Source organism: Streptomyces sp. DH41, assembly GCF_029813785.1.
Classification (GTDB): domain Bacteria; phylum Actinomycetota; class Actinomycetes; order Streptomycetales; family Streptomycetaceae; genus Streptomyces.
Genome location: NZ_JARVKY010000040.1, coordinates 13,905 through 30,274 on the forward strand (window position 1 = coordinate 13,905; position 16,370 = coordinate 30,274).

The 16,370-nt window shown below is 68.4% G+C and carries 13 protein-coding genes and 5 pseudogenes; 10 read left to right on the top strand and 8 right to left on the bottom strand.

The genetic code is table 11. The features are described from left to right. Nucleotides 1-155: 155 nt before the first annotated feature. Entirely contained in the window at nucleotides 156-1,139 is a 984-nt protein-coding gene (locus QC283_RS37205; protein WP_279566211.1) for a helix-turn-helix transcriptional regulator, read from the bottom strand. Nucleotides 1,140-1,271: 132 nt separating this feature from the next. Between QC283_RS37205 and QC283_RS37210 the strand changes: the two genes are divergently transcribed. Next, a complete protein-coding gene (locus QC283_RS37210) occupies nucleotides 1,272-2,624 on the top strand; it encodes an MFS transporter (protein WP_279566212.1) in 1,353 nt (450 codons plus the stop codon). Nucleotides 2,625-2,903: 279 nt separating this feature from the next. Here the strand turns inward: QC283_RS37210 and QC283_RS37215 are convergent, their stop codons facing one another. Then, the gene (locus QC283_RS37215; protein WP_279566213.1) at nucleotides 2,904-3,377 is read right to left on the bottom strand and encodes an MFS transporter; all 474 of its coding nucleotides are present in this window, start codon (nucleotides 3,375-3,377) and stop codon (nucleotides 2,904-2,906) included. 214 nt (nucleotides 3,378-3,591) lie between these two features. Then, nucleotides 3,592-4,242 carry a type III effector protein gene (locus QC283_RS37220; RefSeq protein ID WP_279566214.1) on the bottom strand — a complete coding sequence of 217 codons (651 nt, stop codon included), beginning with the start codon at nucleotides 4,240-4,242 and terminating at the stop codon, nucleotides 3,592-3,594. A 127-nt stretch (nucleotides 4,243-4,369) separates the two neighbouring features. On the opposite strand from QC283_RS37220, the gene QC283_RS37225 reads away from it, so the two are divergent. The 3 genes and pseudogenes from QC283_RS37225 to QC283_RS37235 all read left to right on the top strand — a co-directional run bounded on the left by QC283_RS37225 (nucleotide 4,370) and on the right by QC283_RS37235 (nucleotide 5,574). Further along, the gene (locus tag QC283_RS37225) at nucleotides 4,370-4,807 is read left to right on the top strand and encodes an Hsp20/alpha crystallin family protein (RefSeq protein WP_279566215.1); all 438 of its coding nucleotides are present in this window, start codon (nucleotides 4,370-4,372) and stop codon (nucleotides 4,805-4,807) included. Nucleotides 4,808-4,935: 128 nt separating this feature from the next. Next, nucleotides 4,936-5,061, top strand: a pseudogene (locus QC283_RS37230) (DUF2267 domain-containing protein); the annotation flags it as partial. 72 nt (nucleotides 5,062-5,133) lie between these two features. Beyond that, nucleotides 5,134-5,574: a DUF2267 domain-containing protein gene (locus QC283_RS37235; RefSeq protein ID WP_279566216.1), complete on the top strand. Its 441-nt coding sequence runs from the start codon at nucleotides 5,134-5,136 to the stop codon at nucleotides 5,572-5,574. A 136-nt stretch (nucleotides 5,575-5,710) separates the two neighbouring features. Here QC283_RS37235 and QC283_RS37240 read toward each other — a convergent pair. After that, a pseudogene (locus QC283_RS37240) lies at nucleotides 5,711-5,938 on the bottom strand (ISAzo13 family transposase); the annotation flags it as partial. A 1-nt stretch (nucleotide 5,939) separates the two neighbouring features. On the opposite strand from QC283_RS37240, the pseudogene QC283_RS37245 reads away from it, so the two are divergent. The 3 genes and pseudogenes from QC283_RS37245 to QC283_RS37255 all read left to right on the top strand — a co-directional run. Continuing rightward, a pseudogene (locus QC283_RS37245) lies at nucleotides 5,940-6,318 on the top strand (TerD family protein); the annotation flags it as partial. A gap of 208 nt (nucleotides 6,319-6,526) precedes the next feature. Next, nucleotides 6,527-6,907: a hypothetical protein gene (locus QC283_RS37250; RefSeq protein WP_279566234.1), complete on the top strand. Its 381-nt coding sequence runs from the start codon at nucleotides 6,527-6,529 to the stop codon at nucleotides 6,905-6,907. Nucleotides 6,908-7,038: 131 nt separating this feature from the next. After that, a complete protein-coding gene (locus QC283_RS37255; RefSeq protein WP_279566217.1) occupies nucleotides 7,039-8,217 on the top strand; it encodes an ABC transporter substrate-binding protein in 1,179 nt (392 codons plus the stop codon). 222 nt (nucleotides 8,218-8,439) lie between these two features. Here QC283_RS37255 and QC283_RS37260 read toward each other — a convergent pair. Continuing rightward, nucleotides 8,440-9,247, bottom strand: a pseudogene (locus QC283_RS37260) (IS5 family transposase). A 1,156-nt stretch (nucleotides 9,248-10,403) separates the two neighbouring features. Continuing rightward, complete coding sequence (locus QC283_RS37265) at nucleotides 10,404-11,165, bottom strand: hypothetical protein (protein WP_279566218.1); 762 nt, start codon at nucleotides 11,163-11,165, stop codon at nucleotides 10,404-10,406. 455 nt (nucleotides 11,166-11,620) lie between these two features. Between QC283_RS37265 and QC283_RS37270 the strand changes: the two genes are divergently transcribed. The 3 genes and pseudogenes from QC283_RS37270 to QC283_RS37280 all read left to right on the top strand — a co-directional run. After that, the gene (locus QC283_RS37270) at nucleotides 11,621-13,987 is read left to right on the top strand and encodes an Orn/Lys/Arg decarboxylase N-terminal domain-containing protein (protein WP_279566219.1); all 2,367 of its coding nucleotides are present in this window, start codon (nucleotides 11,621-11,623) and stop codon (nucleotides 13,985-13,987) included. Between the two features lie 399 nt (nucleotides 13,988-14,386). Further along, complete coding sequence (locus QC283_RS37275; RefSeq protein ID WP_279566220.1) at nucleotides 14,387-14,620, top strand: TetR/AcrR family transcriptional regulator; 234 nt, start codon at nucleotides 14,387-14,389, stop codon at nucleotides 14,618-14,620. A gap of 119 nt (nucleotides 14,621-14,739) precedes the next feature. Beyond that, nucleotides 14,740-15,347 (top strand): annotated as a pseudogene (locus tag QC283_RS37280) (MFS transporter); the annotation flags it as partial. Here the strand turns inward: QC283_RS37280 and QC283_RS37285 are convergent. Beyond that, nucleotides 15,229-15,834, bottom strand: a complete 606-nt coding sequence (locus QC283_RS37285) for a GNAT family N-acetyltransferase (RefSeq protein ID WP_279566235.1) — start codon at nucleotides 15,832-15,834, stop codon at nucleotides 15,229-15,231. The pseudogene QC283_RS37280 and the gene QC283_RS37285 overlap by 119 nt on opposite strands. After that, entirely contained in the window at nucleotides 15,828-16,313 is a 486-nt protein-coding gene (locus QC283_RS37290) for a rhodanese-like domain-containing protein (protein WP_279566221.1), read from the bottom strand. Before QC283_RS37290 ends, QC283_RS37285 begins: the two co-directional genes overlap by 7 nt. Between the last annotated feature and the right edge of the window lie 57 nt (nucleotides 16,314-16,370).

Below are 16,370 nucleotides of genomic sequence, written 5' to 3' on the forward strand. Positions count from 1 at the left end.
CCCTGCGGTCAGCGCGTCGGCTGGAGGGGGTGAGGGCCGTGCGGACCGCGTACCGGCCCGCCCATGAAGCCCGGCGGGGACGCTCACACCAGAACACGGCCCCGCGGTCGGCAAGCTGCGGGGCCGCGCAGACCCTGGCCGGACTTCGACCAGGGTCACACCCGCGTAGTCGCGGCAGTGAGGCCTGCCATCCGGGTCAGACGCAGGGAAGTGGACTCATCGGCCGGCGTCATCACGGTCATCCGGTGTCCCGTCTCGGACACGCTGGTGGAGACGAAGTTCAGCTGGAGCCGCCCGACAAGAGGGCTGTCGAGGCGTTTTGTCTCGTACTGCTGGGGCATTACGTCGTGACGAGCCCACAGGCGGGCGAACTCCTTGGAACGTTCCCGGAGGTCGTCAACGATTCCGGCAGCGGCAGGGGCACCGATGTCGGCGCCGACCTCGGCGCGCAGTCTCGCGACCATCCGGTCGGCAACCAGGTCACCGTCGACGTAGCGGCTGCGCCAGTCGGGGTCGGTGAAGAACCGCACCGCGCAGTTGCGTTCCCCAGGTGGGACGAGGTCCATGTCGGTGAACAGAAACCGATAGGCACGGTTGTACGCCACCACATCGAACAGCGGGGTCTGCAGGCACGCGGGGAACGGGTCGAGCTTGTCCAGGACAGGCTGGAACGCCGCTACGAGCCGCGGATCACATTCGGGCGACTCGGCTTTCGGCGTACCTGATCCGGCGAGCCGGTGCAGGTGTCGCCTCTCGGTGTCATCCAGTTGCAGGGCTCGGGCGACCGCCTGCAGGACCTGAGCGCTGACGTTGATGGGCCGGCCCTGCTCGAGCCAGGTGTACCAGGTGACGCCGACTCCCGCGAGGACGGCGACCTCTTCGCGCCGCAGTCCGGGTGTCCGCCGTCGCCCCGTGGACGGGAGACCAACCTGCTGCGGGGTCACTCGTTCGCGCCGGCTGCGGAGGAAGTCACCGACCTCGCGCCGGATCGCGGGGGGCCTGGTCTGCGTCATGCCCTCATCCTCGCGCACGGAGAACACGGTATCCAGGTGCTGGCAGTACCCCCATGAACGGACTCCTGGTTCCAGGACAAGCGGCTCTTCATGATCGACGGCATGACCACATCTTCTGCCCCGCATGACAGCCCTTCCTCCCCCGCAGGCGAACCAGGCAGGAAGGACGACCGCGCCGCGCCGCCGCCTCCCCGGGGTCTGTCCGAGCCTCCGGCTCCGGGACTGGGGACGGGCCGACTCCTGACGACACTGTCGGCGTTGCTGTTGTCGGTGGTCAGTTTCGCGGCGGCGGGTATCGCCGTGCCCGACATCGGCGCCTCTCTGGGGGCCACGGCTGCCGAGCAGTCGTTGGTGGTGTCGGTGTACGCGTTGGGTTTCGCCATTCCGATGGTCCTGGGGGGCAGGCTCGGGGATCTGTACGGGCGACGCCGGCTCTTCCTGCTCGGCATGGCCGGGTTCACCCTGTTCTCCCTGGTCGCGACCCTGGCCCCCGGCATCGCCGTGTTGATCGTCGCGCGGGCCCTCACCGGAATCTCCGCGGCGGCCATGGTCCCTCAGGTGCTGGCGACGATCACGGCGTCCACCCAGGGGCCCGAACGTGCCCGCGCCGTCGCACTGTTCGGTGCCACCGCGGGCGGGGCCACGGCGATCGGTCAGGTCCTGGGCGGCGTACTGCTGTCCGTCCCCCTGCTCGGCGCTCCGTGGCGAATGATCTTCGCGATGAGCGTACTCATGGGCGTGATCGCGTTCGGCGCCGCGCTGCGCTGGCTGCCCGATACCAGTGCGCCCGGCCACCCGTCGCTCGACCTGATCGGGACGACACTGCTCGGGCTCGGTCTGCTGGCACTCATGATCCCGATCTCCCTGGGCGGCGCACTGGGCTGGCCGGTCTGGTGCTGGGTGCTGCTGGGGGCGGCACCGCTACTGTTCGCGGCGTTCTGGCGGTGGCAGTTGCGGCTGCACCGTGGTGACCGCGTTCCGCTCGTTCCGCCGCCCCTGTTTCGACTCGGCTCCTACCGGATCGGACTGGTGATGGCGTTGATGCTCCAGTCCGCGTTCGGTGGGTTTACGTTCCTCTACGCGATCTCCACGCAGACGGGGCTCGGATGGTCTCCCATGCACGCGGCTCTCGTGCTGGTGCCGTTCTCCCTGTGCTTCCTCACCGTGTCGATCTGGTCGGGGAAGCTCGCATCCCGTTTCGGGTTCCGAAGGCTCCTCACCATCGGCGGACTCATCCAAGCCGCACTCCTGTGCGTCACAGCCGTCTCCGTGTTCCTCCAGGATTCCGGCCTGAACTCGTGGACGTTCGCCGCCCTCCTCGTCGGAGTCGGTGTCGGGCAGGCCTTCATGTTCGGACCGCTCGTCGGAGCGATGATCGCCGAGGTCCCTCCGGCATCCGCGGGAGCGGCATCCGGCGTCCTTCAAACCACACAGCAGGCCGCGATGGGCCTTGGCGTCGCCGTTGCCGGAGGTCTGCTCGGTACGACTCTGGCCGGTACCACGGTCCCGACAGCTCAGGCCTACACGAGCGCGCTGGCGGTCTGCATGCTCGTCCAGGCGGCATTCGCCATGACGTTCGCCCTGTGCGCGCTCGCCCTGCCCCGGCGCTGACGGCGTCGGACCGCCCTCGGGCCCCTGTTCGCAAACGCGGCACCGTCCGCGCCGTTCACCCGGTACCGGTCGGCAACCGACCCGGACACCGCCCGCGAACGGCTCGTACCTGATCTCCAGAACGCCGGCTTCGGCGACGGCCAGATGCGCGGGAGAGGGCAGGTGGAGGAGGCGGGCTGGAGCGCGGGCCACGCCCTCGGCCTCTGCGCCCCGCCCCCCTCGTTCCTGGTCCGTCGGGTCAGCGCGAGGACCCTCTGGAGCTCTGCTTCGTCCATCCGGTCAGGAGTTCCGGAGCGTCTCGCGGAAGGAACCGCCGCGCGGCAACGCGCGTTCGATGCTCTCCAGGGACTTGCCCCTGGTTTCCGGTACCTTCGCCGCCACGAAGGCGATGCACGCGACGTTCATCAGAGCGTAGACGAAGAACGTGCCGGAGCGGCCGATGGCCTGGATGGCGGTCAGGGCGGTCACCGCGATGAGCAGGTCGACACCCCACAGCGTGACGGTGGCCAGACTGGTCGCCGGACCGCGCACGCTCAGCGGCACGATCTCCGGACCGATGAGCCAGACCACCGCCTGAATCCCGATCCCGGCGAACAGGATGTACGCGAACAGCGCCACGATCACCGTCCAGCGCTGTGCCGCTGAACCCTCGGGACCGAGGAACACCAGGGCCATGACCGCCATGGCGAGCCCCGAACCCGGCAGGAAACCACAACATCGTCCGACGGCGGCCGGTCCGGGGCGCGCACCCAAGGACGTCTCTGCTCGAACAACTCGGCCGCGCGCATGCGACCACCTGAGGCGCGCCTTCGGTCCCACTGGTCTCTCAGCGAAGATCACCCACCGTGCACGCGTCACGGAAAGCGAGCCAGAACCGCTACCCGTGAACAAAGCCAGACGCGGCACCCACTGCCCTCGTGGCCACCGTGCAGAGCTCGAACGGACATCTGCAGCCGCCCTCCGGGGACTACACAGTCCTCCGCTCTTCCCCCGGTACGCGGAACTGGGCTGTGCGGCGGGTCAGGGCGTCGATGCGGGTGATCAGCTCTGAGTGGTCGGCTGCAAGGTGGTCGCGGGCTCGGGCCAGTGGGTCGATGAGATCGGCGGCGTCGTCGTGGCCGAGTGCCTGGAGGAGGGGGGTACGGGCCTTGGCCGGGAGGTCGGTGAGGGCGATGACCTGGCCGGCGAGCTGGCGCAGGTCGGCGGCGTTGCCGCGGGCCCAGGCGGTGACGGTGCGGTCGGCGGCGCGACGGTCCCGGGTGGCTTGTACGCGCTGTTCGCCGGTGGTGCCGGGGGCTCCGGGACGCAGGCGCAGATAGCGGCGTTCGGCGGCCTGCCGGCTGGCGACACCAAGGGGGCGGGCGAGATCGGCCCAGCTGGCCCCCGCATCACGTGCGGTTTCGATCAGTCCCGTTTCCCAGCCCGCGAGATGGGCGCGGACTTGACGCAGGAGCAGCAGCGCCGCAAGGGCCTGGCCAGGACTGACCTCGGTACCGGGCCGCTCTGCGGACTGACCTGTCTGGGCGGTGTGGACGGCTTCGTCGATCGCCGTCAGCGCCGCCTCGGCGGCAAGGAACGACGAGGGCTGCATACCGGCCTTCTGGGGTCCTGCGGTCATGATTCACCTCCATGTGATGCGTCACCCGACCGGTGACGTCTACGCTTGTCATCGTTCCGATGACATGCTACAAGAAATACAGGAAGCAGCGCATGAGCGGTTCTACTCGTACTGGAGGTGGTTCACGATGCTGATGCGCACCGACCCGTTCCGTGAATTCGACCGGCTCACCCAGCAGCTGTTCGGCAGTACACCCGGCACCTGGTCGCGTCCGTCGGCGATGCCCATGGACGCCTACCGTGAGGGCGACGCCTACGTGATCGCCCTCGACCTGCCCGGCGTCGACCCGGACGCGATCGACATCGACGTCGAGCGGAACATGCTGACCGTCAAGGCCGAACGCCGTCCCCTCACCAAGAGCGACGACACCCAGATGGAGCTCTCGGAACGCCCCCTGGGTGTCTTCTCCCGCCAGGTGGTGCTGGCCGACTCCCTCGACACCGAGCACATCAGCGCCGACTACGACGTGGGCGTGCTGACCCTGCGTGTCCCTATCGCTGAGCGGGCCAAGCCGCGCAAGATCTCCATCGGCGCCGGCGATGGGCGCAAGGAGATCTCCGGCTGACACGCCACCCCGGCAGGCGGAGGCGGACCCGGTCTCTCCACCGCATCCGCCCTCCGCCCGCCGGCACGGGCCGTCAGGTCAAGGAGGACCCCGTTGGCCGTGCGCTGGGACGTCGCTCTCGACCAGGTGCCGTGCACAGCGTGACCGCCGACGCCGCAGGGGAGGAACTGACCCACTGCCTCCTGCTGCAGCCATCACCCGGATATGACCTGCTCTTCGGCCGGCCTCAGAACGGCACCACATCCGATGGCTGAAACCTGTCCGCGTCCCTGGCCACCGGCCCGCACAACCGACACACCTACGAGCGAGAAAGGCTCCCTTCAGCGATGCAGACCACGACGACCCCGGAGACGATCACGACGATCCCGGCCATGTCGTTCGGCCAGATGCTGGAACAGGTCCGCTACAACGGCGCTTATCCCACCCGCGAGCGGGCCGAGGAAGTCGTCTTTGCCGTCCTGGCCGCCCTCGGTCGCCGCATCACCGGCGAGGAACGCGTGGACCTGGCAGCCCGCCTGCCCCGCGAAGCCGCGCAGATCTTCGCCGCCCAGATACCCGCCACCGACTCGATGACCGGCTGGGCATTCGTCAGGGACCTCGCCACCCGCACTGGCGGCACCCTGGCCACCACACGCTGGGACGTCGGCTCCGTCCTGGGCGTCGTCGCACGCATCGCCGGACCCGACCTGCTCGACCGCATCCTCGCCCGACTCCCCTCCGGCTACGCGATCCTTTTCGGCCGCGCAGAACTCACCCAGGCAGCCTGACCTCCGGCAGAACAGAACGAGGGGCGGGGCATCGCCAGCTCACCAGCGCGATGCGGTCTACCCAGGCCGATGCGGTCTCCGGCGGTGAACTCAACCAGATCAGCCAGCTGCGGTCCGGCTCAGGGCTTGCCGGAAATCAACACGTTGGTTTGATCTTGGTTTCGCCAGGGGCGAGGTACCGGGCGATGTCGTCTGGTGTGCGGAAACGTGCTGTTGAGGCAGGGAGGCAGACTCCGGTGACTTCGAGGAGTGGGCGGACGTCTTTCGCTGCACGGCTGATGGTCATGGCAGTGGTGTTGAAGAGCTGGCCGAGGAGCTCCTGAAGCGAGCTTTTCCGCAGGTAGAGGATGGTGGCCAGGATCTTCCAGCACGAGAACCCCGGTTGCCACGGCTTCCAGAACATGGGCCCCGCCTGGGTCCCCGTGCATCCGCCAGGTCTGCCTCAGACTGGGCGGCGAACTAGGACAAAAGGCTCTTCCCGTTCAACGTGCCAACCGCGGAGCCGGCCCCACGGAACGCCGGGAGCGCCTCGCTGACCAACTGTGCCTCGAGGGACGCCTCCAGTCGGAACTGCGCATCGACAACGCCCCAGGTGTTCTGGCCGTCGGCGCCGACCTGCGCACCGGAAATCTGCACACTTCCATCGAGATTCCGGCCCCCCCCCAGCAGGGCTACCCCCTCAGCTGGGCCCAGCGGCTCGTCCGGCGCCTGGCCGAGGCACCGGGCGACCTGCACATCGCTACCGAACCGGAACGGTTCAAACGCCTGCTCAGATCCACTGACCGGTGACAGCTGTCAAGGCTCCGACGTGGGTGTCTCCTTTCGGTGATTGATCAACCATCGTGCTGCTGTTTCACCCCCCGGGGGCCATGCCGTTCGGCCGGAACGTCGTTAGGGCTGATGGACCGGCTGACGTGGTCGGCAACGGTAGATGTGGAGGAATCAGGTGCGGATGTTCGGTGCGCGGCGTATCGCGGTGGTGGCTTCGATGGTGGGGATGGTGCTGGCGGCGCCGATGAGTGTGGCCACGGCGCAGGCCGGTGACACGGACGCGGGACCGGGGGGTGTGCTGTCCAACCTGTCCGGTAGGAACTCCTCCGGCCACGCCAACCTCTGCGGTACGGGAAAGGTGGCGCTGTTCAAGGACCGCACCTGCCTGTCCGAGGACACGGGTAAGAACAGTGGCGGTGACCAAGCCGGCCCCAGCGGCGGGATCCTTTCCAACCTGCTGTTCGCCCGCAACGCCTCGGGCCACAGCAACAACTGTGGCAACGAGACGGTCTCGGTGATGAGCCGCACCACGTGCGTCACCGTCGACCGCTCCGGCCGCTGACGAGGCGCCGGATCACAGAAGTACCGGCGGGGCCGGTGAGCAGTGGCGTCCTCCATCACCATGCTGCACCGGCCCCTTTCCGGCGAGCGATGAGAAAGCAGGCAGTACAGGTGAACGCATCCTCGGCTCAGTTGACGATTGGCGTGGTGGCGCCGCTGACGGGTCGTCTGGCTCCGTTGGGCAAGCCGCTGACGTACGTCCTTGAGGCGCTGGCACCGCAGCTGACCCACGTCCGCAACGGCAACCGCCGCTACGACGTGACGGTCGCCGTTCGCGACAGCCGCTCCGACCCCGTCACGGCTCAGCAGGCCGTCCGTGACTTGGTCACCCTTGACCAGGCGCACATCGTGTTGACCATGGCCGGCACGCAGGTACTGCCGGCGGTCGCGGACGCCTGCGAGGAACTGCGCGTTCCTTGCCTGTCGACCACCTTCCCGTGGCAGGCCTATGTCCACTCCCGTGGCGCCGACCCCGGGCATGCCTTCCGGTGGACCTACCACTTCGCGTGGGGACTGGACGACATCGCCACCGTCTTCTCCCGGATGTGGGAACAGATCGACGGCCCCCACACCGTAGGCTGCTTGTGGAACGACGACCTTCAGGGCTCACTCCTCCGCGACCACGAGTACGGTTTCGCCCCGGTGACGTCCGCGCGCGGACACACCCTGGCCGACCTCGGCGCATACCATGAGCCCGCTAACGACTTCCAAACACAGGTCGCCCGCATGCGGGAACACGGTGCTGCCATCGTCACCAGCGCCGCCACCACCGCCGACCTGGCTCTCTTCCACCACCAGGCCCGCCGGGCCGGGCTACGGCCGCGGCTGATCACCTGCTCGCGGTGGCTGACCTACCCCCACACCCACACCACCACCTCCCCGGACATCCACGCCGAACTCGCCGACGCCCGCGTCGCCACCCTCGTCTACTGGAGCCCTAACCACCCCTACCGCTCCAGCCTCGACGGCACCAGTTGCGCCGACCTCGCCCACTCCTACCAACGCGACACCGGTGAATCCTGGCTACAGCCCCTCGGGCTGGCCCACGCCCTCGTCGAAACCGCCCACCACGCGCTCAGTACGGCCGACGACCCCACCGACCACGCCTCCATCGCCCACACTCTCGCGGGCACCACTCTGTCCACCATCGCGGGTGCCCTGGACTGGAAACGGGGCCCCACCCCCAACATCGCGCTCCTCCGCCTGGCCGGCGGCCAGTGGCACCCCGGCCCGAAAGGCCCGAGCCTCTCCATCGTCACGAACCATGATGCTCCCGGCATCCCCGTCACCGGTGAACTTCAGCCCACCTGACCAGGCACCGCGCTCTGCCCTGGGAAGCGGTTGTCTTTCCGAGAGCGACGGGTTCTTTTCCGCTGGTCAGGCGTATGGTGCTTCGGCGGGAGGGACACGGTGTCGTGTTGTCTCTTTGGTGAGGGTGTCGGGATGCCAGAACCTCGCCCACTGTCTCACGCGCGAGCACGAACCGCTCCCCTCACCGTCTCGGCCTCCCGCAGCTCGGCCTAAGAAGCCATCTCATTTGGTGAGTCTGCGGTAGCAGATGAGGGTGCAGGCGATGCTGGTGAAGGCGAGGAAGTGGTCGGCCTTGCGTTCGTAGCGTCGGTGGAGGCGGCGGCAGCCGGCGAGCCAGGCCATGGTGCGTTCCACGGTCCAGCGGTGGAGGCCCAGTCGTTGCGAGGACTCGACTCCCTTGCGGGCGATGCGGTGGGTGATGCCGCGTTCGCGTAACCATCGTCGCAGGTAGGCGTAGTGGTAGCCCTTGTCGGCGTGGAGTTTGCCGGGCTTGCGCCGTCGTCGGCCTCGGCGCGAGCGGATCGGCGGGATGCCCTTCACGAGCGGTATCAGGGCCTGGCTGTCGTGCAGGTTGGCCCCGGAAATGCCGACGGATATGGGCAGACCCGACCGTTCGTGATCAGGTGGATCTTCGAGCCGTACTTGCCCCGGTCGACAGGATTCGGACCCGTCAGGTCCCTCTTTTCAAGGCCCGCAAGTTCACCGAGTCGATCGCGCAGCGGGACCAGTCCAGCTCGCCGCGGGCACCGAGTTCGTCGAGGGCCAGGCGGTGGAGCTTGGCCCACACTCTGGCCTTCGACCACTCCGAGAACCGCCGGTGGGCAGTCGCTCCCGACGGGCCGAACGACGCCGAAGGCAGCTGCTGCCAGGTACAACCCGACGTGGCCACGAACACGATCGCGGCCAGCACCTCCCGGTCGCCGTGCCGACGCCGACCACCACCCTGCGGCCTCGACGGCGCCTCCGGCACCACCCGCTGGAACAACTCCCACAACTCGTCCGGCACCAACCGCTCAACGATCCCCACCATGACTCACAGAATACCGACCCCCCCCAAATGAGATGGCTTCTAAAGGGGCCTCCACCCGATGCCGAGCAGCGCGTTCATGTTCCTCAGCGACCCCATCACCGAATCCCGGGTAGCGGGAACAGGATGCGCGGGGAGGCGGTGGGCTGTCGTCAACTCGTGGCCGTCCTCGGTCTGGAGCCGGTCCCGGCGTAGGGGGAAGGGAGCGGTTGGAAGCCAGGCGGCTGGCCGCACGGGGCTGGCTGACGCCGGAACGGCCAGTGCTGTTCACCGTGCCCGTCGGGCGAGGCGGCGGCTCATGACCCTGCTCATCGCTCACTCGATCACCGCCTCCGAGGTGTCGGTGCGCGTCTCGTGGTCGCGGGCCAGTCGGCGTGCGTGCATCAGCCACGCAATCGTGCACTCCACCAGCCACCTCTTCGGCAGCACGGCGAAGCCGCTGGTGTCGCCGCTGTTCTCTGACCACGGTCATCGCGATCCGTCAGGCCTCGCGGGTGAGTTGACCGAGCGCCCGGTGCAGCATCCGCCGGCCCCGCACCCGCGTGACGCGCCAGTGTCGTTCACGCAGCCGGGCCAGAAGTGTCCGTCCCGTGTCCCGGTCGGTGACCGAAGTCGCGGGCGTCATCACGGCTGGCAGCAGTCCGAGGTATCCACCATGGTGCCTTCTTCCGGCGCCGGCGGGGGCAAGGGCCTGGCCCCCGAGTACCACGACCGGGTCCTTCGAGCCGCGGTCCGGGATGCGGAGCCGACCGCAGCCGTCATCGGGGCGCAGTCGCTCGATGCAGCCGCATCGGTGCCGGCCGCGTACCGCTCTCCGGTTGTCCGCCACCGCCCTCCAGCCAGCCATCTGGCATCACTTCACGTACGACGGCTCACCCCGCGTCGCTCATGTCCGACGGATACTTCGGTCATCCGTACGGCAGGTCCACCATGTTCCCGAACTGGCGAGCGGGGCAACCACACGACAGGAGGGCTGAGGTGGGCGACATCCAGGCCGGCGCGGAAGGCAGCACCAGGGGCCTCCTGTCGCTCGGTTGAATTCGACACCCGCGAGCTGTGCGGGAGGCCCTGCTCTCATGCCCGGCCAGCCAGAAGATCACCCGCCCGGGTCGTCGACCTCGAAGGATCAGGCGGGCAGTACGGTTCACCTGGTGTCCGGTCAGTCGAGGGTGCTCTCCTCCACGTTCTCCATACGGGCGTAGAGCACGACTTCGTTGACTTCGAGGTTGTTGATCAGCCGCAGGCAGGCGGTGATGCCGTTGCCGACCAGTTCCTCCGCGACCTCGCCGTACTCGACTTGCAGAACCGTGTTCGGGGCTCGCGCGTCGTTCGCCATGCCCCCGGGATCGCGCCATGTGCCAGCGGCGCCGATCTCAGTGGCGGCGCGAAGCACGAAGGCGATGACGTGTGCCTTGTGCCGCGGCAGGGTCAGAGTCAACAGTTCTCGCTCCACCCGGTCCAGGCACACACCCGCCTCCTCGTCATCGAACAGCAATGCGTGGAGAAGGTCCTTCGCCTCCGTGAGCAGATGTTCACCTTCGGGGGAACGATGCTCGGGGCCGAGCAGGCAGCTTCCCTTCAGCGGTGGATCGATCAGCAGGCCGCGCCCGATCAGGGTGTCGCGGTCAAGCACCTGGTAGTCGTCGATGAACCGGCGCAGCCGCTCCAGGTCGAGAGCCAGAGTGTGTACGCGTTCCGCCCGCCGCTGTCGCTCGTCAGCCGGTTCCTCCGTCGGCGCCGCGGCGGCACGGATTCCGCGCTGGGCAGGCAGGCCGGGTGCCAGAACAAGGTCCAGCAGTTGCTCCACGAGCCATTCACGCGGCCGGTCGGCGAGAGCCTCTCGCAGCCGCAGACGCAGCTCACCCGCCAGTTCCTGGCGTACCTCACGAACCAGCGCACCAATATCCGTCACCTCGTCCATGCATAGGAAACGTAGCGATCACCTTGGTCAGCCGGGCTGTTCCAGGCTGCGAGTCAGCCCGAGGAGTGAACGGACTGCGGCAATTCCGACCGGACCGGCGGTGCTACGTGGCCTACCTTTCGGTGGCATGAACCAGACAGGCGCGCGACCGCGACGTCCACCGCGAGGCCGGACAATCCCTTCCAGCGCTTGCGCGCTCCACGAGGCCGCTTCGAGGCTTCGGGCTCATGCGCCGTGCCGCCACCGTCGGCACAGCGGGGTGGAGCCTTGGCAAGTGAGTGACGGGCAAAAGCTGCGTCACCTGCGTCAACGGGTGCCGGACGCGGTTGACGCGTCAAGGGCGGTCCACAACGTGACCCGTTGGGGTGGTTTGACCGGCATCGGACGACCGTGCGCGCGCAGGCCGCGAACACTGGTCGGGGGTGGCGCGGGTCACCGGGCAAGGGGGGTACGGCATGACCGACGGCACGGTCCTCGTAGCGGTGACGGAGCACCCGGAAGACAGAGGTGCCTCTGCTGGGCAGTTGGCGCGCATCGCCGAGGGAATCCGGGCGAGCGGCTTCCAGGTCCGGTGGGTGGTGAGCGTCTCCGACGCCGATGCGGTGCTCAGGACGGAGGCCGGCTTGGCCGCCGCGGTGGTGGCCTGGGATCTTCTGCCGGGACCCGAGGACGGGCCGGGCGGCGCGACGGTTCTGCGCAGGATCGGGCGCCGGTTCCAGAATCTGCCGGTGTTCCTGGTCATGGCGGACGAGGGGCTGCGCGAGCTGCCACTGTGGGTATCACAGTCGGTGGTGGGCTACGTGTGGCCACTGGAGGACACGCCTGCGTTCATCGCGGGGCGGATCACCACCGCCGCTCGTGCCTACCAGAACGCCCTGCTCCCACCGTTTTTCAAGGCGCTGCGGCGCTTCGACGGCGCGCACGAATACTCGTGGCACACCCCCGCGCACTCCGGCGGCGTCGCCTTCCTCAAGTCGCCCGTGGGCCGAGCCTTCCACGACTACTTCGGGGAACGGTTGCTGCGGAGCGACCTTTCGATCTCGGTGGAGGAGCTCGGCTCCCTGTTCGAGCACACCGGGCCGATCGGCGAGGCGGAACGCAACGCCGCCCGGGTCTTCGGCTCAGACCACACGTACTTCGTCCTGCACGGCGACTCCACCTGCAACCGTCTGGTCGGCCACTTCAGTGTGACGCATGACGAAATCGCCCTGGTAGACCGCAACTGCCACAAGTCGGTCCTGCACGGCCTGGTCGTCTCCGGCGCCCGGCCGGTGTACCTGGTCCCGACCCGCAACGGCTACGGGCTTGCCGGACCTCTGCCTGCGGCCGAGATCGCGGCGGACTCGGTCGCGGCGAGGATCACGAAGAGCCCTCTCGCAGCGGACGCGGTGTCACCGCGCGCTCAGTACGCGGTGTTCACAAACTCCACATATGACGGCCTGTGCTATGACGCATCGGCTGCGGCCCGGGCCTTCGCGGCCAGCACACCCCGGCTGCACTTCGACGAGGCGTGGTTCGCCTACGCCCGCTTCCACCCGCTGTACGCGGGACGCTACGGCATGTCGGTGGACGAGGAGACCCTCCCCGGCCCCGACCGGCCGACGGTCTTCGCGACCCAGTCGACACACAAGCTGCTGGCCGCGCTGTCTCAAGGCGCCATGGTGCACGTCCGGTCCGCCCCGCGAGCGCCGGTGGAGCACGACCGCTTCAACGAGGCGCTGATGATGCACGGCACGACGTCGCCGCTGTATCCGATGATCGCCTCGTTGGACGTGGCCACTGCGATGATGGACGGTCCGCAAGGGCGGTGGCTGGTCGACGAGGCGATCTCTGAGGCGGTCCGCTTCCGCCAGGAGATGGTGCGGATCGGGCGGCGGATCGAGGCCGCCGGAGACCGGCCTCCCTGGTTCTTCGGAGTATGGCAGCCGGACGAGGTGACCGCCCCTGAGAGTGGGATGCGGCTGCCGTTCGAGGAGGCACCGGCGGAACTGCTGCGGACCGAGATGTCCTGCTGGCACCTCGAGCCCGACGCGGACTGGCACGGTTTCCCCGGCCTGACCGATGGCTACTGCATGCTCGACCCGATCAAGGTGACCCTTACCTGCCCGGGACTCGACGCGACCGGTGTGATGTCCGACTGGGGCATCCCGGCGCGCGTCCTCACCGCGTATTTGACCACGCGCGGCATCGTCGTGGAGAAGACCGACAGCTACACCGCGTTGGTGCTGTTCTCCATGGGCATCACCAAAGGCAAGTGGGGCACGCTGCTGGATGCCCTGATGGACTTCAAGGACCTCCACGACAGTGATGCCCCGCTGGATCGCGTGCTGCCCGCCCTGATCACCGAGCACCCGCGGCGCTACGCAGGACGGAGCCTGCGCGACCTGTGCCAGGAGATGCACGCCCACCTGCGCGATGTCCGCCTGGTCGGACTGCTCGACACGGCCTTCCAGCAACTCCCGGAGCCGGTCGCCTCGCCCCAACTGTGCTACCAGCGCCTGATCCGCGGCGGCACGGAACGGATCCCTCTGGCGGACGCGGCAGGCCGCGTCGCCGCAGCGATGGTCACGGTGACGCCGCCCGGCATCCCCGTCCTCATGCCAGGCGAAAACGTCGGAGACGAAGACGGCCCTCTCCTGCGCTACCTCCGCGCCCTGGAGTCCTTCGACCGCCACTTCCCTGGCTTCGGCAGCGAGACGCACGGAGTAACCCGGGCCCCCGAAACCGGCGACTACCTGATCGAGTGCCTGCGCCCGGACGAGCACGAAGGACCCCGCGGCACCATCACGCCGGCGCAGCGACGGCGGGTACACGCACGATGAGTTGAGTCTGCTCACCGGACTCGTCGGAGCCCCGGCACGGGCAACTTCTGCACACGCCGGGGCCTGTGAGAGGGCTACGTCCGCCAGCCCGCGGAATCGGGACTGCGCTGACTTCGGCGTTTCGGGGTCTGGATCTGTGTCGGGACCGGTGACACGGTTCGCTCATCCCGACTCGGCACACGGTCAAGTAGTTACGGCTCGAACGATCCATAAGTGCTCAGGATCACTGTGGGCCGCCGAAAGGCGGGCGCTTGGCGGGGGTGGCGCTTGCTTTGTCAAGCAGTCGGTCCACTGTGGAGAAGAGGGAAGCGCCCTCGCCTTGGAACGCTTACCCCGCGCCCCAGGAGGTTCAATGCCTGCGGCAGCGGCGGCCGTCCCCGCGCCTTCGACATGGAGGCCGTGCTGGAGGCCGCGATGCTGCTGTTCTGGGAACAGGGCTACGAAGCGGCCTCGCCGGCGCAGCTGCGAGCGGCCACCGGGTTGTCCTCCGCGAGCCTGTACGTCGCCTCCTGGTCGAAAGAAGGGCCGTTCAAGCAGGTCGTCGAACACTGCGTGAAGGGGGCGGGCGGTGATGGCCCCGTCGAGGGTGAAACGGCCGGTTCAGTCGCGGACCTGCCAGCCACCACTCGATGAGACCTGCTGGACTGATCGCGAAACACGCTGCCTTCACAGGACGGAATGCCATGCAGGCGACCACCACCACTGCGGTCAGCGGCAAACTCTTACCCCCTCGGTCCCCGATGGGGTGGCTCATGCTCTTGCTGGCACTGGCGAACTTCCTTGCCGCCGCGGCACCCGACTACTGGCTCGTACTGACCTCCCGGATCATGGTCGGGATCACGATCGGCGGCTTCTGGTCGATCGGAGCCGGGCTGGCGGAACGACTGGTGCCGCCAGCCTCGGTCGGCAGGGCAACTGCTGTGATCTTCTCTGCCGTCCCGCTGGGATCCGTCCTCGGCGTGCCGACGGGCACCCTCATCGGGGATCTCGATGGATGCCGAACGGCCTTCACCGTCATGGGAGCTCTGACGGTCGGCGTACTGATCATGCTGCTCCTGTTCGTGCCGCCGCTTCCTCCGGTCCAGGCCACACGGCTGGGCGTGCTCAACGGCATGCTCCGCAGCGTCAACACTCGCTTCGCACTCCTGCTGACGTTCCTCATTGTGTGGCTCACTTCGGCACCTACACCTACGTGACACCATTTCTGGAACAGGTCACCCACGCCAGCGGTGGTCTGATCACTACGTTCCTGCTGCTCTATGGCGCCGCTGGCATTCTCGGCAACTTCCTGGGCGGCGCCTGGGTGGCCCGGTATCCGCGGACCGTCTTCGGGCTCGCGGCCGCCCTGATCGCCACGGCGGGTCGGGCATCTGCCGGGCGGGCAGGGAGCGAGAACCGGATCTTGGGCCGGGCTCGGGCCCCGCGCGGTGGTAGAAGCGGATGGCATCGGTGTTCCAGTCAGGCGTCTGCCACTGTATGTGTGCGACGCCACGGATCGCCGCCGCGTCCTTCACGGCGCTGAGCAGGGCGCGCCCCCAGCCCTCTCCTCGGTGCGGTTCGGTGACGACCAGGCAGTCCAGGTGCACGTAGTCGGTTGCCTGCCAGGTGGAGAACTCCAGGGAGAAGGTGGCGTAACCGATCAGTTCGCCCTCGCGTTCGACTACGAGGCACCAGGCTCTCGGAGATGCCGAGAACAGCACGGGCCCCAGGCGGGCGGCGAGATCCGCCGGCACCGGTCCGGCGCGCTCGAAGGCAGCGTGGGCGGCGCACAGGCGGGCGATCGCCGGCAGGTCTGCCGGGACGGCCGCACGGATCACGCCGCACGGCCGTCCGGTGTCCTTCAGCACGCGCAGGAGACGCCCGAACGCGGGGCGGTCAGGTCGTCGACAGGGCGCTGCCCGGTACCGGTGGCGGAGTCGTAGGCGAAGCCCTCGCGGGCCCAGTACTCGAAGCCGCCGAGCATTTCCTTGACCTGGTAGCCGAGGCGGGCGAAGGCCAGCGCCGCGCGGGTCGCACCGTTGCAGCCGGGTCCCCAGCAGTAGGTGACCACGGTCCGGTCCGGGTCGATGAGCCGCGGTGCCAGGTCGGCGATCCGTGCGGTCGGGATGTGAAGAGCACCGGGGATGTGGCCCTGGTCCCAGCCGGCAGTGCTGCGGGTGTCGACCACCACGATCCCGGGTGCGCCGGATCCCAGATCGGTGTGGACGTCGGACACGTCCGCCTCGAAGGCGAGACGGGCGGCGTAGTGGGCGGCGGCCTCGGCCGGCGTGGCGGCGGGCACGCTCAGGACGGCACTGGAGATCTCGGCGTAAGCGGTGGCGGACATGGGTGCAGTACCTCTTGTTCGTGCTGGTCGGAACGGAACGGGCCCTGCGCGCCACGC